Annotated in this window: 15 protein-coding genes; 10 read left to right on the top strand and 5 right to left on the bottom strand. The window is 42.4% G+C overall.

Annotated features, from left to right (window positions below; translation table 11 throughout):
- Positions 1-18: 18 nt before the first annotated feature.
- The 4 genes from Q5076_RS01855 to aroA all read right to left on the bottom strand — a co-directional run bounded on the left by Q5076_RS01855 (position 19) and on the right by aroA (position 3552).
- On the bottom strand, positions 19-768 hold the full coding sequence (locus Q5076_RS01855; RefSeq protein ID WP_303010519.1) for a GNAT family N-acetyltransferase: 750 nt from the start codon (positions 766-768) through the stop codon (positions 19-21).
- Positions 769-945: 177 nt separating this feature from the next.
- Complete coding sequence (locus Q5076_RS01850; RefSeq protein ID WP_303010518.1) at positions 946-1662, bottom strand: SDR family NAD(P)-dependent oxidoreductase; 717 nt, start codon at positions 1660-1662, stop codon at positions 946-948.
- Positions 1663-1736: 74 nt separating this feature from the next.
- Positions 1737-2306, bottom strand: a complete 570-nt coding sequence (locus Q5076_RS01845) for a Crp/Fnr family transcriptional regulator (RefSeq protein WP_303010517.1) — start codon at positions 2304-2306, stop codon at positions 1737-1739.
- A gap of 13 nt (positions 2307-2319) precedes the next feature.
- Positions 2320-3552, bottom strand: coding sequence for a 3-phosphoshikimate 1-carboxyvinyltransferase (gene aroA / locus Q5076_RS01840; protein ID WP_303010516.1), 1233 nt, complete (start codon positions 3550-3552; stop codon positions 2320-2322).
- A 288-nt stretch (positions 3553-3840) separates the two neighbouring features.
- On the opposite strand from aroA, the gene Q5076_RS01835 reads away from it, so the two are divergent.
- The 10 genes from Q5076_RS01835 (at position 3841) to Q5076_RS01790 (ending at position 22952) form a co-directional block, all read left to right on the top strand.
- The gene (locus tag Q5076_RS01835; RefSeq protein WP_303010515.1) at positions 3841-6882 is read left to right on the top strand and encodes a TonB-dependent receptor; all 3042 of its coding nucleotides are present in this window, start codon (positions 3841-3843) and stop codon (positions 6880-6882) included.
- A gap of 23 nt (positions 6883-6905) precedes the next feature.
- Entirely contained in the window at positions 6906-8414 is a 1509-nt protein-coding gene (locus Q5076_RS01830) for a RagB/SusD family nutrient uptake outer membrane protein (RefSeq protein ID WP_303010514.1), read from the top strand.
- 103 nt (positions 8415-8517) lie between these two features.
- Positions 8518-10926, top strand: coding sequence for a sugar-binding domain-containing protein (locus tag Q5076_RS01825; protein ID WP_303010513.1), 2409 nt, complete (start codon positions 8518-8520; stop codon positions 10924-10926).
- Positions 10927-10928: 2 nt separating this feature from the next.
- Entirely contained in the window at positions 10929-11051 is a 123-nt protein-coding gene (locus Q5076_RS01820) for a hypothetical protein (protein WP_303010512.1), read from the top strand.
- Between the two features lie 18 nt (positions 11052-11069).
- Positions 11070-12512, top strand: a complete 1443-nt coding sequence (locus Q5076_RS01815; RefSeq protein ID WP_303010511.1) for a sialate O-acetylesterase — start codon at positions 11070-11072, stop codon at positions 12510-12512.
- Positions 12513-12543: 31 nt separating this feature from the next.
- Positions 12544-14091 carry a right-handed parallel beta-helix repeat-containing protein gene (locus tag Q5076_RS01810; protein WP_303010510.1) on the top strand — a complete coding sequence of 516 codons (1548 nt, stop codon included), beginning with the start codon at positions 12544-12546 and terminating at the stop codon, positions 14089-14091.
- Positions 14092-14099: 8 nt separating this feature from the next.
- Entirely contained in the window at positions 14100-15548 is a 1449-nt protein-coding gene (locus tag Q5076_RS01805; RefSeq protein ID WP_303010509.1) for a hypothetical protein, read from the top strand.
- An 85-nt stretch (positions 15549-15633) separates the two neighbouring features.
- Entirely contained in the window at positions 15634-19548 is a 3915-nt protein-coding gene (locus Q5076_RS01800) for a hybrid sensor histidine kinase/response regulator transcription factor (RefSeq protein WP_303010508.1), read from the top strand.
- 13 nt (positions 19549-19561) lie between these two features.
- On the top strand, positions 19562-21823 hold the full coding sequence (gene bglX / locus Q5076_RS01795) for a beta-glucosidase BglX (protein WP_303010507.1): 2262 nt from the start codon (positions 19562-19564) through the stop codon (positions 21821-21823).
- Positions 21824-21899: 76 nt separating this feature from the next.
- The gene (locus Q5076_RS01790; RefSeq protein WP_303010506.1) at positions 21900-22952 is read left to right on the top strand and encodes a winged helix DNA-binding domain-containing protein; all 1053 of its coding nucleotides are present in this window, start codon (positions 21900-21902) and stop codon (positions 22950-22952) included.
- A 611-nt stretch (positions 22953-23563) separates the two neighbouring features.
- Here Q5076_RS01790 and Q5076_RS01785 read toward each other — a convergent pair.
- Positions 23564-24256 carry an HAD family hydrolase gene (locus tag Q5076_RS01785; RefSeq protein WP_303010505.1) on the bottom strand — a complete coding sequence of 231 codons (693 nt, stop codon included), beginning with the start codon at positions 24254-24256 and terminating at the stop codon, positions 23564-23566.
- Between the last annotated feature and the right edge of the window lie 166 nt (positions 24257-24422).

The following is a 24422-nucleotide window of genomic DNA, read 5'->3' as shown; positions in this document are numbered from 1 at the left end:
ACGGGCAGGATTGTACTTTTATTTTTTGAGTATTCGTTTTAAATAGTCGATATTCGGTAAATTTACAGTCTCGAAGATGCCTTTGTAAAACACGGCAAAATTGTTAAAAACACACGGCAGTTGTTTTGCTTTTTCCAGCGTGTCCACTTGGTTGAAAGAAACCGGAATCCCATTTGTTTCACAATATTGTTTGATTATCTCGATGTATTGATAAATATAGGGACATTGCATGTCATAATAAATCGTCAGTTCTTCGTTTTCTATTTTCAGTTTCTGGGCATTGGGGGCGAACTTCGGCATTGTCCCGTCAAAAGAAAGAGCGAGCAATTCATATCCGTTGCCGGTGGTGTCAACAACCTCAAAACCGAATTTTCTTGCAAACGATTGGTCTGAAAGCCAACTTTTCTGTTTTTTTGCTCCGAGCATACAAATGCCGGATTTGCCTTTTTCTTTGGCATCGGTTATACAGTACTCCATCAATGAACTCCCGTACCCGTTTCCCCTGGGACTGCCTGATACCCATAAACAGTACAAATAATAGTAGTTGTCACCCGTTACGGGAACCCATGCTGTTTCAAGAGGAGCATATTCGATAAAGACCGTAGCTTTTGCATTCAACTTTCTGAATACATGGCCTTCATTCAGCCGGTCGGCAAGCCATTGCCGTTTTGCGTCAACCCCCGGATGAGGCTTTTTACTGCGGATAATGCAACATAAATGCTCATCGGAAAAATTCTCTATTGTTAGATTCACGAAATCAGTATTCATATATGTCCTTGTTTCAAGTCGGATGCATCAGCCGGCCGGTATGACAGTCATGGTTTCTATCGGCAAATTGACAGTCTATAAAATACAAATGTAATGAATTCCTGTGGATTATCTTCATGAAGATACGGAAATCGGAAAAGTTTTTCTCCTATGCAACCGGTTATAACCGGTTTGCCGTTACATCCGACAGTAAATGGAGGATGGCAAAAGTCGGAACAATATAGCCACATATTTCCATCTTCTGGAGATGAAAGCTACTTTTCGTTTTTGGGTAACAGCCCTTTTGATTTGTTTCACAGCCTTATCAACAGGAGTTACCCAAAACAATCCTTCTCCTTTCGCCATAGCAGTGTCTACGAATCCGGGGCGGATATCAGTCGTATAAATAGGAGCATGAGATTGGGCGGCTTTCTGCCGTAACCCCTCCATATAGTTGATTTGGTAAGCTTTTGATGCATTGTAGGCAGGAGCGATGCCGCTGCCTCGTATTCCTCCGACGGAAGAAATGGTAACCAGATGTCCTCCTTTTTGCCGTTCGAAATACCGGAATCCCCAATCTGCCAGGTTGGTGAATCCTAGTACGTTAGTCAGCAGGGTCGGCTCTTCCAGTTGGTAAGATAGTCCGGGATTCAGTTCTCCGGTTCCGGCACAAATAATCAGTATGTCCATTCCGCCCGTTTTTTGAATAAGTGCCTCAAGGGATGAAACCGTAGCCTGTGTATCGGTAATGTCACACACTTGATAGAATAATTTGTTTTTATTCCAGGCACATACCTCCCTTAATAAGTGTTCTCTACGGCCGATGATGCCGACAATATAATCCTCTTGGGAATAAATTTCCGCCAATCCGCGGCCGATTCCGGAGGTCGCTCCTATAATTATCATCTTTTTCATGAAATGCCATTTACTTTATTTGCCCGCAAAAATAAAGGGAGAGGAACAATAAAATCTTGATTTCAATCAAGATTTTATTGGCGCACGATTTTTCTTCGGATACGGCTTAATGTTTCGGGGCGAATCAAAAGATAAGAAGCCAGTTCTTTTAGCGTAATCAGTTTCAGCAAATCGGGACAACGGGTGATAATGTCGAGATAACGCTCTTCCGGTGTCTGGCTGTATATTGAAATCATCCGGTCGTAAACCTCCCATAGCAAAGTCTCTGCAATGCGGCGCCCCAATTTCTGGTGGTCGTCATTGGTCTCGTAGAAATCCGCCATTTGCCGATAATCGATTACATACACCGAACAGTCGCATAACGCCTGTATGTTTACATTCGATTTGTCCTGTAACTGAAATGCCGGATAATTGCCGACAAAAGAATGGTCGAAAGTATATCCGACGATACGCCTCTCCCCTTCATTATTAGTACAACAGTACCGGAAAGAACCGTTAGTGACGAATCCCATCATTCTGCATGTTTCCCCCTGGCGGGAAAAATAGTCCCCTTTCTTGTAATAAATCCGTTTCCCCTGTTGCAGGACAAAATCTACAATAGGGGAATAGTTGACATGAGAAGTGTATTTATTGAAATCTTCCACAAATGTATGTGAATTACCCTTCGTTTATAACCTGGAATCCTGCCAGTTTCAAATCCTCCCAATATCCGGGATATGATTTGCTGACAACTTGCGGGTCAGCGATGAGCAGGTCGGGATAACGGATAACTGCCGGTGCGAATGCCATTGCCATCCGGTGGTCTTCGTAAGTGTCAATCACCGGTGTTGTCTCCGGTTCGCATCGTCCGCCCTTCCACGTCAATATGCTGTCATTCTCTTCCTCGATGATATATCCCAGTTTTTTCAGTTCGGCTTTCAGAGCGGCGATACGGTCGGTCTCCTTGATTTTCAGGCTTTGTAGTCCCGTGAATCGGAAAGGAATATCCAGCAGGGCGCAAGTCACGGCAAATGTCTGTGCCAAATCCGGGATATCAATAAAATCCTCTTCCAGCCTTTCCGGCGCTTTGCCCGTTTTTTTCAGTTTTACCCCTTGGGAAGTAAACTCGGTGGTTATCCCCAAGCGTGAGAAAATCTCAGCTCCCCGGCTGTCCCCCTGGTAGCTGTTATGAAATAATCCCGATAACTCTATTTCCGCTTTGGGGGATAAGGCGGCAATCTGATACCAATAAGAAGCAGCGCTCCAATCGCTTTCCACTTTGAAAGGAATGCTTTGGTAAAGTTGGGGAGCGACGGAAATGCTGTCGGGAGAAGTCCATGCAGCTTTGGCTCCGAAGTCCTGCATCAGTTGCAACGTAAGATTGATATACGGGCGGGAGATAATCTCTCCGTCCAAATGCAGGGTCAATCCGTCTTTGAGTACCGGTCCGAGCATCAGCAAAGCAGATATATACTGGGAGCTGACATCTCCTTTCAGGGTGATTTCATTCCCTTTCAGTTCTGTACCCTTGATGTGCAAGGGAGGATATCCTTCCTTGTTGACATATTCTATTTCAGCGCCTAGCTCACGGAGCGCATTGACTAATATCCGTATCGGGCGTTGCTGCATGCGTGCTGTCCCTGTGATTGTCCGTTCTCCCGGAGTCACGCTCAAATAAGCGGTCAGAAACCGCATGGCAGTTCCCGCAGCCATGATGTCAATCGTCTCTTTTCCTTCGGTGAGGGCTTTCACCATCACTTGCGTATCATCGCAATCGGACAGGTTTTCGGGAGGATAAATTCCTTTCCCCAGCGCATTGATGATTAATGCGCGGTTACTGATACTTTTAGAAGCCGGCAATTGCACGGTTGCTTTTACCGCTGAAGGAGGAATGAGTTTATAGAGCATCATTTTTTCTTTTTTGGTTTGAGACGGCAAAAATAGGCATTTTTCTTTGATTCTTTCTTTTAGAGGACTATATTAGTGTTATTAAACTTTATTATAGGGCAACATTATCGATACAAACACTTGAATATCTATTACCGATTTTAGAATATTGCATTTTTATTAAACTGATTTTCAGTGTTTTAATTGTGTTGTTATAAAACGACACTTTTGTGCTATACTATTATATGCGTAAACTCTACCTTTGAACATGCCGAAATCGATAGGCTTATTATCAACTTAAAATTAGTTACTATGAATAAGAAAAAGACACAATGGAAGAGGTTGTATTTGCCTCTTGTTTTTCTTTTGTTTGGACTTCTTCCTGTATTTGCCCAAACTGTTAAGGTAGAAGGAAAAGTCACCGATGCTAATGGAGAAGGACTTCCGGGAGTCACAGTCTCGATAAAGGGAACTACCAATGGAACTATAACCAATCTTAATGGTTCATACCGGCTGGATATCCCTCAAACCGGACAAGCCGTGCTTGTTTTTTCTTATGTAGGGTATAAAACAACGGAAATTGTACTCGATGATTACCGGAAAAGATATGATGTGACAATGTACGAAACATCAGAGGCCTTGGACGAAGTGGTAGTGGTTGCCTATGGAGTGCAGAAAAAAGCCAATTTGACGGGTGCCGTGGCTTCTGTACACGTAGATGATATTAAAGATATTCCCGTATCGAATACGTCTAGTCTGTTACAGGGACGTTTGAGCGGAGTTACGGTCAGTAGTTTTTCTGCTCAACCCGGAAAAGATGACGATGTTGAGATTCGCATTCGCGGTATCGGTACTTTTGGCAACAGTAATCCGCTTATCTTAATTGACGGAGTAGAAGGAAGCCTCAGCAGTGTATCTCCTAATGATATTGAAAATATTTCGGTATTGAAAGATGCGGCTTCTGCTGCCATTTACGGTGTGAGAGCGGCGAATGGTGTCATTCTGATTACAACGAAACGTGGAACGGAAGCCAATAATAAGCTTTCGTACAGTGGTTCGTTTGGCGTTCAGAAAGCAACGGTTTTGCCGTCCTATATTGATTCCTGGAAATGGGCTACATTATTTAATGAGGAAAATAACGCATTGGGAGGAGATGCCCCTCAACGTAATTATACGGCAGAGATGATTGAGAAGATGAGAAATGGGTCTGATCCGGAGCATTTTGCCAATACGAACTGGATGAAAGAAATTTTTAGGGCCGCTTTTATCCAGAACCATTATCTGTCAATGACAGGTGGAGGGGAGAACTCAAAATACATGGCTTCTGTCGGATATATGGACCAGGAAGGTATTATGAAAGGAACAGATACGCAAAGAGTGAATTTTCGATTGAATGCTGATACTAAATATCTCAATATAATAACTTTGGGGATGAATACGGCAGGCAGTTATCAGACGGTAACGGAACCTCTGGGTGGTACTTGGAATATTTTTAACCAGGTGGTAGACCATACTCGTCCCACTATTCCCGTAAAATATAATAATGGTTATTGGGGACAATATGATGGAAATCCGCAATTTCCCAGTTATCAGACCAATCCGTTAGAACAAACGACTTTTCCGACAGACCAGAAAATATATAAATTCGATGGTAAGGTGTTTTTAGATATTGAACCGATTAAAAATTTACATATCAAGTCTAGTTTCGCTTACCAGTACAGTTCTTCCAATTATTCGGCGTTCGACCCTACGCACAATCATTATAAAGCCGACGGAACATATACCACGACAGGTATTGCCGCCTTGGAAGAACAACGTGTCTTGCAGCAACAGTGGATTAACGAGAATATAATCACTTATAATTTTAATATTGCCGACGAACATTCATTCGGGCTTCTTGTCGGAGAATCAACGCAATTTAATGGAAATAAATATTCGGAAACTAAAGGTGAGAATTTTCTGACAAATACCGTACATGCCATGGATGTGGCACAAAATACATCAGCGTATGGGCGGGAAGAAAAAGCTACATTACGTTCTTTTTTCGGAAGAATCAACTATGCCTATAAAAACCGTTATTTATTGGAGGCCAATCTTCGTCGGGACGAGTCGTCAAGGATACCTAAAAAGAACCGGGTCGGTTATTTCCCTTCCGTATCTGCCGGATGGAATATTGCGGAAGAAGCCTTTTTGCAAGATTTACGTATCTTGAATACTTTGAAACTACGTGCGAGCTGGGGTAAATTGGGAAATCAGGATATCGGTTATTATCCATATAACCAGACATATACCTTGGGAAAGAATAATTATGTGTGGGGGGAAGACAAAATTTTAGGGGCAGCTCTTGCCAGTGCGGCCAACCCCGATATAAAATGGGAAACTACCACTACGGCCAATGTCGGGCTGGATATCGTATTATTAAATAATAAGTTCAATTTAACATTTGATTATTTCAATAAAATTTCTTCGGACATTCTGCTTCAGTTACCTATAAGTGCGATTATCGGTGTTGATGAGGCGCCTTATGTAAATGCGGCAGAGGTAAAAAACAGAGGTTGGGAACTTAGCGTGGGTTATAATGACCGTTGGAATGATTTTACATTCGGCGCTAATTTTAATATCAGCCAAGTAAAGAATGAGATAGTAAGTGTCAGCGGACGTGAAGACTGGATTGATGAGTGGACCATTAATCTGGCAGGACATCCGATTGGCGCGTATTATGGATATGTGGCCGATGGACTATATACCTCCCAAGAACAGATAGACAGTGCTCCGGTCGGTTTTGGCAGTCCTCGTATTGGCGATATCCGTTTTTTGGATATTAGTGGACCGGATGGAAAACCGGATGGCGAGATTACCGATTCCGACCGTACTATTATCGGTAACCCGTTCCCGAAAATCACTTATGGTTTAAATCTTACAGCCGGGTATAAGAATTTTGATTTCTCGGTATTCTTGCAGGGAGTGGGTAAGGTAGACCGTATTATGATGGATTATCCGACGATAGGTGGCGGAGCTACAGAAGCCATGTGGAATAGATATCATGAAACAGAAAATCCGTTTGGCACTTATCCCAGTTTGGGTAATGTAGCGTATAATTCTCTTCCCTCTTCTTTCTGGATTAAAAATGCTTCTTATTTGAGAATGAAAAATATTGAGCTGGGTTATTCTTTCCCGAAAAACTGGTTAAGTAAGGCAAAAATACAAGGATTGCGGGTCTATATTTCTGCACAGAACTTGTTTACCATTACCGGCATCGAAAATTATGATCCGGAAAAATATGCGACGGATAGCCGCAACTCTACTTATCCGAATGCCAAAACGTTCTCTGTAGGATTGAATATCAATTTATAAATCTTAATACCAAACATTTCATTATGAAAAGGATAAAAATACAGTTCGCAATATTTATTTTGGGGTTAAGCGTTTTATTACCTTCTTGTTCCGATTTTCTGGAGCAGGAAAACCCGTCTGTTGTTTCTGTTGATACATATTGGAATAATAAAGAAGAGGCAGAAGCCATGTTGGCAGGTTGTTATAATGTCCTCCAGCAACAAGGATTGTATTATAATTATTATAATAGCTGTGATCCGAGGGCATTGGATGGATTCGGAACTACGGATGGAAGTAGCGGGTGGTGGTTCTGGTCACCGGCGGAAAATGCTTTAAGCTGGGGCAATCAGTCTCCTTCTTTTGAGCTGGTGGATATTGTTTGGAAAGTATGCTATAAAGGCATAGCCAGATGCAATGAAGTTATTTATTATGTTCCTCAGATGGGGGAAGAAAAGATAGAGCAAGCTGACGTGGATAGAATTGTGGGAGAAGCTAAATTTTTGCGTGCATTTTATTATAACTATCTGACATCTTTGTTCCGGGACGTGCCCCTTTCCAAAGAACCTACATTGACAGGATATATCCCCGTGAGCCCTAAGGCCGATATTGTAGATTTTATTACGGATGAGTTAAAAGAGGTGGCAGAGTCGGATGCTCTTCCGGTCACGGTTTCGGAAGAAGAACGGGGACGCGCGACCAAAGGAGCTGCATGGGCTTTATTATGTCGTATTTGTTTGTATAACCAGAAGTGGGAAGAGGCTGCCAAAGCTGCCGAAGAAGTGATGGCTTTGGACTATGAATTGGAAGATGATTATCTGACGTTGTTCAGTGAAGCCGGGAATACCAGTAAAGAAATCATTTTTTCCGTAAGATTTAGTGCGACGGCAGATGGTACTGATAATCAAATGAGGGGTTTCCTTTCTACCCGGAATAATGAAGAATTTTTTACTCCTATTGTGGTAACTCAGGATTTGTTGGATGAGTATTACGATATAGACGGAAATCCCGTCGCACAGTCTTCTTATTCACCGGAAGAATTGAAAGAAACGGTGAATAGAGATCCTAGATGGGGATATAATTTCGTTTTTAAAAGAGGGGATGACGGAGGTATAACCGGATATATCAATAAATATCAGGATTATACGGTAACGGAAAAAAACTCAGACAATCAGGATTATTACGTGATACGTTATGCTGATGTACTTTTAATGCGTGCCGAAGCATTGGCGATGTTGGACAGTAACGGAAATAAAGCTGAAATAATAGGATTAATCAATCAAATTCGTGAACGTGCGAGTGTCGGAATGGCACATGTGACGGATGAAGAAATTGAAAATGCGGGAAATCTTCTTGAGCTTATTAAACATGAACGTCGGGTAGAGCTGGCATTTGAGGGACATCGTTATTTCGATTTGAGACGTTGGGGAGAATATGACAAGCTTTCTGAATATAATTACATCGGTGAGACCAAATCCCATGTATGGCCTATTCCGCAGAGTGAGCTTGACAATAATAAATCTTTAGTACAAGCTGTTGAATGGGGCGGTAAGTGACAATGGGGGGATGTGTAATGAGTGAAAACAAACAAAGAAAACTTGTTGCCCATCCTCCAGCCAACAAGTAAACCTTAGTAATTCTTTCTTTAAAATGATAAAGATGAAATGTAAATATATCATATTATTCTTTTTGCTTGCCGCAATATTGGCGGGGTGTGGCAAAGATTTGAAGTCTTCCCGTATCGTTTCGTTTGATGAGCAATGGTTGTTTCATTACGGTGATGTGGAAGATGGGGAAAAGGTAACATTGGACGATTCGCAATGGAGGAAACTGGATGTGCCCCATGATTGGACTATTGAAGATATTCCGAACACAGCTTCGCCTTTTGATTCCACGATAGTCGACGGAGTAGCTTCCGGTTTTACAAAAGGAGGAATAGGATGGTATAGGAAACATTTTATCATAGATGAATCCCAAATGGGAAAAAGGTTCTATCTCCGTTTTGACGGTGTTTATATGAATTCTGATATTTGGGTAAACGGACATCATGTCGGAAACCAGTATTACGGATATTCCACATTTGGATACGATATAACAGAATTTGTGAAGTTCGGTGAAAGTAATCTGGTAGCTGTCCAGGTGAAAACGGAGACTGTGACTTCCCGTTGGTATTCAGGCTCCGGGATTTACCGCCACGTATGGCTGGTTACTACTTTTCCTTTACACATAGATAATTATGGTATAGCCATTACTACCCCGGTTGTTACGGAACAGGAAGCGAAAGTCGTTGTCACGTCGACTTTAGTGAATCATACGGAACAGGATTCTAAAGTTATTGTGAGACAAAAGATATTGGATAAGGATAAAAAGATTGTTGTGCAAGGAGAGCAAAAGTGTGAGATACAAAAAGGAAATAGGGCAGAAGTATCTCAAAGTTTAACAGTTAAGCAGCCGTTATTATGGTCGGTAGATTCTCCGGATTTATATTCCCTTGTCACGGAAGTGATACAGAATGACGAGGTGGTAGATTGTACGGAAGAGACTTTCGGAATACGTTCTATACGGTTTGATGCGCAAAAAGGATTTCTTTTGAATGGAAAAGAGTTGAAATTAAAGGGAGGTTGTATCCATCATGATAACGGGCCTTTAGGAGCGATGGCATTCGACCGGGCAGAAGAACGAAAAGTAGAATTGCATAAGGCCGCAGGATTTAATGCACTTCGTATGGCGCATAATCCTCCGTCACCGGCATTGCTGGACGCTTGTGACCGTTTAGGCATATTAGTTATAGATGAAGCTTTTGACGTTTGGAGATATGGGCATTTTAAAGAAGACTATTCAAAGCATTTTGATTCTTTATGGAAAAAAGATTTAAAGGCTATGATTTTACGGGACCGTAACCATCCTTCTGTCATCATGTGGAGTATCGGGAATGAAATTAAGCGTAATGAAACGGCAGAAATGGCGATGCTGTCCGGAAAACTGGCAGATTATGTACGCTCTATTGACAATACGCGGCCTGTGACGGCAGGAGTGAATTCCGTATCGGAAGAAAAAGATGCATATCTGGCTACTTTAGACGTTGCCGGTTACAATTATTCTCCTGAGGAATATATACCTGGACATCAACGTCATCCCCGGCAGTTAATCTACGCTTCCGAGTCGTATTCCAGTGCGGCTTATGATTATTGGAAAGCCGTGGAAAAGTATAGCTGGGTCATAGGCGATTTTGTATGGACCTCGTTTGATTATATGGGAGAGGCGAGTATCGGCTGGAATGGGTATTATTTGGAACAAAGTTTTTATCCGTGGTATATGGCTTATTGCGGGGACATCGATTTGTGTGGCATAAGGCGTCCGCAATCCTATTATAGGGAGACTTTATGGAATAATGAACCTATGGTTTATATCAGCGTGACTCCTCCTGTCCCTTCGTTTCCCCTGAATCCGAGAAAAGAAGATTGGAGCGTATGGGATTGGCCGGATGAAATCAATTCCTGGAATTTCGACGGGTATGAGAATGAAGAACTATCGGTATGGGTATATACCCAGTGTGAAGAAATCGAGCTTTTTTTAAACGGAAACTCACTCGGACGTAAGGAAAATACGGTAATCACTAAAAATAAATTAGGCTGGAAAGTGCCTTATCGGAGAGGAGTGCTGGAAGCCAAAGGATATATCAATGGCAAAAAAGTGACGGCATCTGTATTGAAAACAGCGGATAAACCTGCCGGTATACGGTTGACAGCGGATAAATCAATCCTGCTTTCCAATGGCCGGGATTTAAGTTACGTATCTGTAGCGCTTGTCGATGCGGAAGGAAATGTCAATCCTGTTGCTGACGATTTGGTTACTTTTGATGTATCGGGTGAAGGCACGTTGGTAGCTGTAGCCAATTCAAATCCGATGAGTACGGAGAGTTTTAAAAAGACGTATCGTAAGGCATGGAGAGGCCGTTGCCTTGCCATATTGAAATCGGGGAAAAAGGCTGGAACCATTCATTTGAAGGTACAGGTGAAAGGTTTACCCTCTGAAGAAATATTGATTCGGACCGTAAAGCCGGATTAAGCATGAAAAGACACTGGGTGGAGTTCCGGCTGCCGACAAGCGATGCTTGTCCTGCGGATATGAATGCATTGGGGGGCGATGCAGATGGAGGATACCGGAGCCGGCATGAAAAGAATTTGATGTAGTCTATTAAAAAGTAAAATATGAGAGTCTTGAATTTATGGATTGTATTGTTGCTTGCGTTTATGCATATTTCATCTGCTGCGCAAGAATTAAAAGTGGCTGCTGTCTTCTCTGATAATATGGTGTTACAGCAGCAGACTCAGACACCGATATGGGGATGGGCGAAAAAAGGCAGTAAAGTCTGCGTAACGACTTCGTGGGACGATAAAACTTATGAGGCGGTGGCTGATGAAGTGGGAAAATGGAAACTGGGCATAGCGACTCCCGCCGCCGGCGGGCCTTACTCGGTTACGGTCAGCGCTTCGGAGACGGTAAAACTGCAGAATGTATATATCGGTGAAGTCTGGCTTGCCAGTGGGCAATCAAACATGAGTATGAGGTTGAAAGGATATAAACACCAGCCGGTGATTGGTTCGACGGAAGCGATTCTTCAATCGAAAGGGAAAAAGATTCACTTTATAAATATTCCTGAACTGGCTGCTTATAAACCGTTGGATGATATAAAGAATGCTAAATGGGAAGTTGCTTCGTTGGCTACCACAGGCGAGTGCAGTGCCGTTTGCTGGTTTTTTGCCGATTTGTTGAACCGGCAGTTGGATGTGCCGGTCGGCATTATCAATGCCAGCTACGGAGGTTCTAATGTTGAGGCTTGGATGTCGGAAGTTGCGTGTAAGGAATTCAAGGATATTGCGGTCCCCCCGGAAAGTGATGAAACTTCCCCCTGGATAGGTAATGTGGCAACCCTTTTATATAATGGCATGATACATCCGGTAGAAGGGTATGGAATAAAAGGAATGTTGTGGTATCAGGGAGAATCCAATATTTTTAACGTACCCCGATATGCCCCTTCGGTAGCTGCGATGGTGAAAGACTGGAGGGTAAAATGGAATCGGGGAGATTTTCCTTTTTATTTTGTCCAGATTGCCCCTTACGATTATAAAGAGTGGAATTTTTTTACTCCTCAGTGGCCGGAGATTTCCGCCTATCAACGGGAGGCGCAAATGAAAACACAGTCTCTCGTTCCCAATAGCGCGATGGCGGTGACCTTGGATATTGGAGCGGAATTTCAGATTCACTCTCCGCATAAGAAGGAAGTAGGGCAGCGTTTAGCGCTTTTGGCTTTGGCTAAAACCTATGGAATGAACGGTTTTGAATGTGAGAGTCCCGAATATGAACGAATGGAAGTAAAAGAGAATAAAGCAATTATCCATTTCTCTAAACAGTTTATGGGACTTACCAGCTATGGGAAAGAACTGACTCTTTTCGAGATTGCCGGGGAGAATAAAGTCTTTGTGAAGGCTGACGCTTATATTGACGAAGAAAAAGGGACGGTAGTAGTATCCAGCAAGTTGGTAAAAGAACCGAAGGCCGTGCGTTATGCATTCAAAGATTATGTATCCGCCGAACTTTTTGGTACAGGAGGGCTGCCGGTCTCTTCTTTCAGGACAGATGATTGGGAATGAATTAACTGATTAAACTACAATTTTGATAATTATGAAATTTATTTTTAAAGCTTTGATGTTATTGTCAATACCCGGTTTATTGGCATGTACCCGGCAAACCACTACTACGAATTATTATTTTGATTCGGTGAATGGCAATGATGCCAATACAGGGACAAGTCCCGGACAGGCGTTTAAAAGTTTGAGTAAGTTAAGCAGTCTGCCTGTTAATGCAGGGGATAGTATTTTACTGAAATCAGGGAGCGTATTTACGGAAAAGTTGTATTTTTCAGGAAAAGGAGAGGCTGGCAGACCGGTTGTTATCGGTAAGTATGGCGGTGAAGCGATGCCTCATATCAAAGGAGATGCAACAGAACTGGAAATGGTTCATATTTACAATTCTGAACATATTGTTGTCCGTGATTTGGAAATTTCCAATAAAGGGAAGAAAATACGTCCTCGTTTAAGCGGACTGTTTGTCGAAATTTATAATTATGGGAAAGCGGAAAACATAACGATTGATAATCTTTTTATTCATGACGTTTACGGGTCGCTTATCAAAGGTGAAGGACATGAACATGAGGATGCGGGAGGCGGACAAGCCATGATGTTGAGAAACTTCAGAGATGACGGGACGGATTCCATTCCTTCCTTCTTTGACGGTCTGCTGGTACAAAACTGCCTGTTGAAAGATTCGCAGCGCAATGGCATCATTATGTGGGGAAACTGGATTAGGAAACAGTGGTTGCCGAATCTGAATGTCGTTATTCGTAATAATGTACTGGATGGCATACCGGGTGACGGAATTGTTCCTACAGCATGTGACGGGGCGATTGTCGAGTATAATATAATGAAAAATTGTCCTCCGACCTTGCCGGCTACAGAAGCTTGTGACGGGATATGGCCCTTTTCCAGCGATAATACGGTGGTACAGTATAATATAGTGAGCGGGCATAAATCGCAAACAGACGGTTATGGTTTCGACTCGGACTATAATTGCAGGAATTCATTGTTCCGGTTCAATTTAAGCGATAATAATGAAGGAGGTTTTTTGTTGCTTTGTAATTCGGGAGGATGGCCGGAAGATTGGAGTGCCGGAAATACAGGTACGGTAGTGAAGTATAATATCAGTATTAATGATGGCATCAGAAAACATATCGTACGTGAGAAAAAGACAGAACATTATTCGCCTGTAATCCATATTACCGGCCCCACCCGGAACAGTACTATTGAAAAGAATTTATTCTATATATGCGAGAAGGAGCTGCCGCAGATGGACAAACGTCTTGTGCATTCGGACGACTGGCGGGGGTATGCCGACAGTACCTATTTTCAAAATAACTACATCCGGGCGGAAGAACCGAACATGGCTTTTGATGCTACCCAATCAACCAATAACTTTATAAAAGGTAATTTGTATGTAGGTCCGTTGCAATATACCGGTAGCGGGTTCAGAGAATATGACGGTAAGTTTGATAAAAACATGTGGTACGATGCGGAAGATGAAAACTGGGATAAACTTATTGAGTTTGTGAAGGATAAGAAAGTGGTAATAAAAGGGAAAGAAATTCCTGTATTGGAGATAATCGGATATAATTGAGAAATAGGATGAAAACTACAGGTAAATTGTTTTTAATATTAGTTCTTATAACAGGAATTCATTCCTGCCGTCGCGAATTGCCGGATGTTGCCACTTTAGCCGTCTATCCGGATAGTGTGATAAATGATGTATCCAATCATCCGTTAGGGATAAATTTGAATTTCTTTATGGACGGCGGACGTTTCCCGAATCCGGAACATACGGTTACGGAAACCTTGTCTGATATGAAGGTAAAGTATTTGCGTTATCCGGGAGGTGAAAAATCCGATTTATATCAGTTTGGTGTTCCTCCTTATGATAAATCGCAGCCGGCAGTCTGTCGTACGATCGGTTTGGACGATTATCCGGGAATGTTTGCGGCAGACGGTTCTCTGGTATTTGACCCATTGGATTTTGATGAGTTTATGCAAATATGCGATACGTTGGGAGCCGAGCCGGTAATCGTGGTCGCGGCAGACCGTTATCTGCTTCCTGCAGAAAAAGGAAAACGGCCGGCGAAACGGAGCGAGCTTATCAATCATGCTGTAGAATGGGTGCGTTATGCCAATATAAAAAAGAAATATGGCGTCCGTTATTGGATGATTGGCAATGAAAGCTGGAATAACAATAATATTAATTCTACTGCGGATATTTATGCGCAGGATGTGATAGACTTTTCTAAAGCGATGAAAGCCGTAGACCCTTCTATTCTGATTATACCTAACGGAGATGATGAGGAATTTTTCAAAACGGTAATTACCAAGGCGGGCGATTACATAGACCGGCTTTGTGTAAGTAATTATGGAGTTTTTGATTTTGACAGGGGATACCGGACGTACAGTGACTCTGCGAAATGTCTGATATGGCCTGCACGGACAGCATTGAATGCAATGAATAAATACGGAACGGAAGAACAACTGAAACGTTGGAAAATGATTGTTGCGGAATATGGGACGATTGATTGGGCGGGATTATGGAAAAGCGCCAATGATATGGGACATGCTATCGTGACGTTTGACATGACGGGCCAGTTATTGATGGAGCCTCAAATAGAATTTTCCTGCTTCTGGAATACGCGCTGGATAGGAAATGAAAATTCGAATGCCGACCACGACGCTTTGGATAAAGATGGAAACATGAATCCGACGGGAGTCGCTTTGAAAATCTGGAATTCCTTTCTCGGTACGCAAATGGTACGAAGCGAGTCGTGTGATTCAGTCATTACTTATTCGAGTATAAACCGGGACCGGAACAAGTTGTTTGTATATGCTGTCAATAAGCGGGGATGCATATCCAAGGTGAAATTCGAAATAAAGCCGTACGAATCAAGTTCATTCGTGCAAATGTGGGAATATTTCGGAACTTCTCCAGAAGATTGCTCACCGGTTTGGCAAAAGGTCACGGATGTGGATGAAAAATGCATTGAATTGAAAGGATACTCGATAACGGTATTGGAATATAAATTGGGCTGCAATTAACTTTATCGTTTATGCAGTATTTAAAAAAGATACTTATATTGCACCGGATTGGTTTATATTCTCTTTCATTTTTATTCCGAATGATATGAAATGTTGTGTTTTTATACTATTTGCCGTCATTGTGCCACAGTTGGTTTTTGCCTGGGAATCCATTCATTATACTACAATGAACGGGTTATCCGGCATTGACGTGACTGCTATCTGTGAGAATGAGAATTTTTTATGGATAGCAACCAATGACGGTTTAAACCGTTTTGACGGAAAAACATTCAAAACATATAGGAGTGATAACACGACAAGGAATAGCCTGACAGGGAACAATATAGAAACCTTGATGTTTGATTCGAACGGGCTTTTGTGGATTGGACTGAAAACGGGAGGAGCAGATATCTTTAATCCTCGGAAAAATAAATTTACCCATATCAGTGAGATTGTGGAAGATTATCCGCAACGGGTAATTTCCATTTACGAGGATTCCCGGAAAAATATCTGGCTGGGAAGCTGGGAAGAGGGTTTATACCAGTTGACTCCGACAGAGTCCGGAGAATTGTCGTATCGAGTCGCCAAACATTATCCGCGTAATATAGTTTCGAGTATTGTGGAAAAACCGGCCGGAAAATTGTGGATAGGAACTTATTATGGTTATTTCCTGTATGATATAGAGCGTAAGAAAGATATTGAGCTTGACGGAAACCATTATGCCGTTACTCAATTTCTGGATACCGGTGAGAAAAATGCTTTGTGGTTCTCTACTTGGGAGGATGGATTGTGCAAAGTGGAATGGGATGAAATGTTTTCTGTGACGGTTAAAAAGGGAGTAACTAAGGAGCCGGGTGATATTTATCGGATTTTTCCCTCATCGGATAATAAACTTTATTTGGGGACGTGGGGAGACGGAGTGAAACTTGCGGATAGGCAGTCCCATGTCTCTTCCCAATCGTTGCCGATTAATGCTCCTGTTATATTATCTTTTTTTCGGGACAGATACGATAAACTTTGGATTGGAACTTACGGTACCGGACTATACTGTTTGGACGACAGGCATCGGGGGATAGACAATTTATCGCCTATTAACCGTAAAAAAGCCGCTGCTTATGTTTTACGGGAATTTGATAATCATCATCTGCTTTTAGGGACTCAAGGAGACGGGCTTTATTTGTATAATCTCAAAAACCGTAAGTTTTATTCTCAATCAATGAAGAATACGGGTAGTTTTTTCCATCAATATATATTGTCCTTGTACAAGGATGATGAGCTCTTGATTGCAGGTAATGATGATACAGGGATTCAATATGCCCCGTTGAATGAAGGCAGTGTGGATAATCTTCATTTCCGGACATACTATGTGGACAAGAATTTCGGGAAAGTAACCTCTGTATTCAGGAGCAGCGATTCGATTTTTTGGATTGGGACTAAACAATTCGGATTATATTCGATGAAATATGATTCTGCAAATAAAACCTTTACGGAACGTATCCATTATGATTCGTTTGGAATGGATGAAATAACGGGATTTGCAGAAACCGCAGACAACCGGATATGGGTTTCTTCACATAAAGGAATTTACCTGTTCAATCCGATGACTAAAAAAATACAAAAAATAGAACGGGATATATCGGAAATGGTTTACAGCCTAGCGGATGACCATAAGAACAAATGTTTGTGGTTAGGAACTTCCGGCGGTTTGAGGAAATTGGATTATTCAGGGGAAATCCGGGTAGAGAGCCCTTTTTTCACGGAAATGTTGCCGGAAGGAGCTATTCGTGATGTGATAACAGATGCGGAAAATAATCTTTGGTTTTCGGTTTCTAACCGTATCTTCTGCTACATTGATGATAGTAAGGAACTGAAAGAGATAAATCTTGGAGCGATAAATACGCAAATCTTATATTCCTCCGCCCGTTGCCGGATAGGAAATAAACCGTTCATCGTGTTTGGAGGAGCTGATAATTTATTGTTTATTGATTCGCAAAAAGTGCTGAACCAGCCTAATCATACAAAAATATTGTTGACTGAATTGCAAGTAGATTATCAGGTAGTGAAGGTCGGACAAAAGGTTTACGGCAAGGTGGTGTTGGATGAGGCTACCGAATATGCACGTTCTATCACTTTGTCCCACCTTTGCAAATGGATAAGTTTGTCATTTACGGAAATAGGCTGGGACAATTATCATAACAGTTATCAGTATCGGATAAAAGGTTTTACGGAAGACTGGCAATATCTGGATTTGTCGAAACCTATAACCTTCTCACAGTTACCTCCGGGGAATTATACATTGTTAATCCGCCCTACTGCGATGGCTTTTGACTCCCGGAACGAAACGTTTTGGAGCCTGGATATCGCTGTTACTCCTCCGTGGTGGAAAACGAACCTTTTTTATTTTGTCTTGGCGATAACAGTCTTACTGCTATTGGCCGGATTATTTTTTATGATTAAGAATCATTATAAAAGACGCCAGGCATATCGGCTTCGTGAAATGGAAAAAAGGAAAAAAGAAGAGCTGTTGCAGGAAAAGGAAAGTTTTTTCACCGGGTTATCACATGATTTGTTGACATCTTTCTCTTTAATTCTGGCTCCTGCCAGCGATTTATTGAGAGATAAAGACATGAATGAGGAACAAAAGGAGAAACTGGACATCATATCGAAGAATGCGGATTTTCTATCGGATATATTCGGTACGATTCTTGATTTTAAGCGTGCGGAATTAACGGATAGGGAGGTGAAAGAAAAAACTGTGGAATTAGTCGCTTTTATCCGGATTATAGTGAATGCTTTCGATTATCTGGCTAAGTCCGGAGGCATCTCTTTGTCCTATCATTCGGAAGTTTCCAGTTTGGCGGTCGTTATCGATACGGTCAAGTTGGAACGGATTCTTTATAATTTAATTAGCAATGCTCTTAAATTTACCGGGGAAGGAGGTACGGTAGACATTATTCTGTCCTATACGGAATCTTCAAAATACTTTTCAATACAGGTAAAAGATACCGGCATCGGAATTGAATATCAGAATCAGAGCAAGATTTTTGAGAAATTCTATCGGGAAGATGAAAGTAATAATTCACGGGGGCTGGGGCTTGGATTATATACTACACGTAAATTTCTGCAAGTGATGGGAGGAGATATAACTATCGACTCTGTACCTCGGAAGGGAACTGCGATTACGGTGACTTTTCCTGCCAGGCAGGTAGAAATCATTCCCGATAAGGAGGAACAAGGAACAGATAATAATATCTTTACTGTACTGCTTGTGGAAGATAATATACAGATGCAGGAATATTTAAGAAAGAAGCTGTCGGCTCATTTTAATGTTGCTGTGGCTTCTAACGGAGTAGAGGCTTTAGAGTTTATAAAGAATAATTTGCCGGAGCTTGTCATTTCAGATGTTATGATGCCCGAAATGGACGGGCTGGCTCTTTGTTCGACAGTAAAGAATACTTCCATGTATTCTGACATATTCGTGATTCTGCTGTCTGCAAAATCTTCATCGGAGGACGAGGTATTGGGCTACAAGGCCGGAGCGGATTTTTATTTAAAGAAACCGTTTGACCCGGATATACTAATCAACCAGATGAAAAATGTATATGCAACCCGTCAACAGCGCAGGAAGCAAATTATTTCAGACTTGCTGTCGCCGCAAGAAGAGAATACGGAACTTCATCCTAAGAACGATTTTCTGAACAAAGCCATAAAAATAATAGAGGAACATATTATGGATGAAGATTTTAAGATTGATGAATTTGCTGCGGAAATGAACCTTAGTAAAACGATTCTGCATCGTAAATTCAAATTGATGATTGGAGAAACTCCCAATGTGTTTATCAGGAACATACGTCTGAGAAAAGCGGCCAATATGCTTAAAACAACCAATCTCTCTATCTCGGAAATTGCTTATATGACTGGATTTAGCCAGGCCCATTATTTTATAAAATGTTTTAAGGAGTTGTATCAGGACACTCCGAAAAATTTTAGAATGCATAATAAACCGGAGGAAAAAGAATGAAATTTTTAATGATATGCGTACGAAAGGAGAAAATACAAGAATGAGGTTCAGGGTTATCGGTTTAATCTGTCTGTCATTATATGCGGTAGTATGTAATGATGTGTATGCCCAACAGTGTGATTATGAGAAAGAGATTGAAGAATTGCTGAAACGGATGACATTGGAAGAGAAAATCGGGCAAATGAACCAGGTGAATTTTGATGGTTTGAATGACGGGTTGCTTCGGCGGGTTGAAAAGGGAGAGATTGGTTCTTTTTTAAATGTTACCGATTCCAAGGCAATCAATATTTTGCAAAAGGCCGCAGAAAAGAGTAAACATAAGATTCCGTTGATTATTGCGCGTGACGTCATTCATGGTTATAAGACTATTTTTCCTATTCCTTTGGGGCAAGCAGCCTCCTTTGAACCGGCAGTGGCGGAAATCGGTGCCCGTGTGGCTGCTGCCGAAGCTTCGGAACATGGCATTAAATGGACTTTTGCCCCGATGATTGATATTGCCCGCGATGCTCGTTGGGGAAGGATTGCAGAGAGTCTGGGAGAAGACCCTTATTTATCTTCCCTGATGGGAGAAGCCATGGTGAAAGGATTTCAGGGGAATGATGTGGCGGCTCCGAATTCTATCGCGGCTTGTGCAAAACATTTTGTGGGATATGGGGCTGCGGAAGGAGGAAGAGACTATAATAGCACCAGTATTACTCCCTATGCTTTGAGAAACACCTATCTGGTACCCTTTCAAAAAGCGATAGATGCGGGAGTACTTACGGTTATGACCTCATTCAACGATAATGACGGGATACCTTCGTCCGGTAATGCGTATCTTTTGAAACAGGTTTTGAGGAAAGAAATGGGTTTTGAGGGATTGGTCGTTTCAGACTGGAATTCTGTGGGTGAGATGATAACCCACGGATTTGCTGCCGACGGGAAGGATGCGGCCGGATTGGCTGCTAATGCCGGACTGGATATGGAGATGAATACTGAATTGTATGTTCGTCATTTGAAACGGCTGGTTGAAGAGGGAAAAGTCTCCATAACGGATATCGATGCTTCCGTACGTCATATCCTGAAAACGAAATTCCGTTTGGGATTATTTGGTAACCGGTATTTGGATGTGCCTGCCGAGAGTGTCGTTTATTCGGAAAAACATTTGCAGGCAGCCAAAGAAGCGGCATTGAAATCTGCTGTGCTTTTAAAGAATGACGCTTGTACCCTGCCGCTTAAAGAGACGCAAAAGATTGCTGTTATAGGCCCTATGGCAGATGCGCCTTATGACCAGTTGGGAACATGGGTTTTTGACGGAGAGCCCGAGCATACGGTAACTCCGGTCAGAGCGTTGAAAAATTATGCAGAGTATCGGAACATCCAGTATGTTTACGAGCCTGTTCTCCGAAAATCTACGGATAACGATACGGCTGACTTTAAAAAGATTGGACAAACGGTTGAAAAGGCGGATGTCGCGGTTGTTTTTGTGGGAGAAGAGTCCAGGCTTTCCGGAGAGGCTCATTCTTTATCTGATATAAATCTGATAGGCCGGCAGTCGGAATTATTGAAAGAAGTAAAGAAAACCGGTAAACCGGTAGTTGCCGTTATTATGGCAGGACGTCCTTTGACAATCGAACGTGATTTGCCTTATGTGGATGCACTGTTATATTGTTTCCATCCGGGGACGATGGGAGGTCCGGCTATTCTGGATTTGTTATTTGGACGGGCTAATCCTAGTGGGAAATTACCGGTCACTTTCGTAAGGGAAGTGGGGCAAATCCCTCTGTATTACAACCATAATAATACGGGACGTCCTGCTTCCGGGCATGTGAGAACCCTTTTTGATAAATCGGACGAAAAACAAAGTTCGGTAGGAGATGTATCATGCTATCTGGATTCGGGAAAAGAACCGCTATTTCCGTTTGGCTATGGGCTGTCATATAGTAAGTTCGATTATTCCGGGCTGGTGCTTTCCGAGAAAAAGATAGGAATGAAAGATTCTCTTACGGTGAGTGTTACATTGAAAAATAACAGTAATATGGATGGGACGGAAGTTGTTCAGCTATATGTAAGGGACCTCGTCGGTTCCATTATTCGTCCGGTAAAAGAATTAAAAGGATTTCAGCGTGTCCGTTTAAAAGCCGGCGAAAGTAAAGTCGTCCGGTTTACTTTATCTTCCGGCGATTTGGCCTTTTACGGTATAGACATGGTGCGTAAACCTGAACCCGGATATTATACTGTTTGGGTGGGAGGAAACAGTAAGGCTGATTTACAGGATACTTTTTTGTTGGAGTAATGTATTTATTGATTTTTATGGCTGTTTCTAGTGAATAAGCCCTATATTTGTCCGGTAGTATAGAATTGCCGATAATATGAAAATACCGAATATCCGTTTACTCAACCAACAGTTGGCGAGTCCTCTTTTCTCTCGGCCGAAAGAACTTGTCTCCTGGATGGGAGCCATGCAGGCGCAGAGTTATTCCATGGTAAAATGGGCAGTGGGAATGCGTTTGAAGTCCGCGACGGTCCAGACAGTGGAGAAAGCTTTGCGGGACGGTGAGATTTTGCGGACTCATGTGATGCGTCCGACATGGCATCTTGTTGCGGCGGAGGATATTCGATGGATGTTGAAGCTTTCCGCCCGGCGTGTCATGTCCGCCAACGATTCTTTTGCAAAAGGCCGCGGGTTGGATATTTCTGAAGAACTCTATACGAAAAGCCATAATCTGTTGGAGAAAATTCTTTGCGGGAAGAAAAGCCTGACAAGGCAGGAGATTGCCGAACATTTTAACCGTTCGGGGATTTTAGCGGACAATCATCATATAACCCGTTTCCTGGCGCGTGCGGAGCAGGTAGGAATCGTATGCAGCGGAGAAGAGATAGAAGGAAAATATACGTATGCCCTTTTGGAAGAACGTGTCCCGCCTGTGCCGGAATTGACGAAAGAGGAATCTTTGGCCCGTTTGGCGAGAAGCTATTTCCGTAGTCATGCTCCCGCCGTTCTGCAGGATTTTGTCTGGTGGTCGGGATTGCCTGTCTCGGAAGCACGGCAGGCTGTTTATCTGATTGCTTCGGAACTGTCTGTAGAAGAGTGGAAGGGGCAGAAGTGGTATGTCCATGAAGATTGCCGGATCCGTGGAAAAACGTCCGGCAGTTTGCACCTCCTCCCTTCTTATGATGAATATCTGCTTGGGTATAAAGACCGGACGGACGTTTTGCCTAAAGAACATTACTCGAAAGCGTTTACCAATAACGGACTCTTTTATCCGGTTGTCCTTCATGAAGGGCAAGTGATAGGAAATTGGAACAAGGCTGTTCGGAAAGAAGGGCCGTCGGTGGAGCATTCATGGTTCCGGTTGGACGGCTGTGTCGATGAAACCGCTTTGAACCGTGAAAAAGATAAATATGTGCGGTTTTGGCGATAATGCGAAAAAAAGGATATTTTATGGTTGCATCGTTCCGGTATATGCAGCTCTGTCCGGAGATGATTTGAAAATGGCAGGGAATTGCTGCCGGCGGATTTTGAAAAGAAATCAATCGGGAATATTAACTGTGAATTTGTTTTGTTTTCACCTTGAAAAGGGATGATGTGTATTGTTTCCCCTCTTATTTGATAGTAAAGTGACAGATTGCGTGTGATAGAGGAACGGGCGGCTGTTAGCTCAAAGTTTACCGTTAAAATACGGTTTGAAGCGTTCCTTTTAAAGGAAGGAAGGGCTTCTCACCGGGCAATGGTCCGTTCCTTTAAAAGGTACCGCCCGTTTGTTTTAAAGGAACGATTGCCGGCAATCTTGTTTACGTTGCATATTTGAACGGCGTTTATGTGAAAAATCCTTGGAACCCGTATATTCTTGCATTATTTTATGCAGAAAGATTACCGGAAGAAGGATTTTATTGATGTCTTTTGTGTCTCAAATTTAGAAAATAGAACAATTTGATGTCGTATCATACAGATAAGATTTCCGTAGAATTTGCTCCGAATCGGGATACCCGGTGCGTTGTTTCGGATTTGCCGGAAGCGGGAAAGCCGGAAAAGTTAAAGCAGAGTCAGCAACTCACCGAATCTTTTTATTTGTTTCAGGCGTTTGTGGGAGAATGCATCTACGATTTCGTGCTTCCACATTACATCGAAAGGAATGTGGATTCCGTATCCTCCCAATGATAAGACGGGCTGAATGTCCGATTTCAGCGAATTGCCGACCATGACGAGTTCGGAGGGGGCAATCTGCAGGATATTCAGCATCCGGAGATATTCTTTCTCTGTTTTGTCGGACATGACTTCGATATGGTCGAAATAGGCGGCGAGTCCCGAACGTTTCAGTTTGTTTTCCTGGTCGAGCAAATCCCCTTTGGTTGCGATAACCAATTTGTACCGTCCTTTTGCTTTCAGCTCTTCAAGCGTTTCTTTCACCTCCGGCAGAAGTTCGATAGGCATTTCCAGCAATGATTTTCCTAAATCGACAATGTGCCGGATGTCTGCTGCCGGAATCTGTTGCCTGCTGACGCGCAATGCCGTTTCAATCATTGAGATGGTAAACGCTTTGGCGCCGTATCCGAGATATTTCAGATTGTTCATTTCCGTTTGGAATAATGCAGCCGAGATATTCTCCGGAGTATCGTAAGATTGTAACAGAAAGACATACTGTTTTTCTATTTCCTGGAAAAAAGGCTCGTTGCTCCATAAGGTATCATCCGCGTCGAAGGCGATGACTTTGATGAGTTCTTTCATTGTTTTCAGTTATTTATAATAGAAGGCTTTCCAAATAATAAGCCAGGCGTTTCGGACGGCAAATTTACAATAAAAAGAGGAATAAGGGCAAGTTATTTGTTTTTAGAATCGGATTTCCGTTTAATTTCATAGAAATCTTTATCTTTGCTATCCGTTTTTAAGTTTG

Source organism: uncultured Bacteroides sp. (assembly GCF_958445495.1).
Classification (GTDB): Bacteria; Bacteroidota; Bacteroidia; order Bacteroidales; family Bacteroidaceae; genus Bacteroides.
The sequence above is the reverse complement of the archived record's forward strand: the minus strand, read 5'-3'. Positions and strand labels throughout refer to the sequence as shown.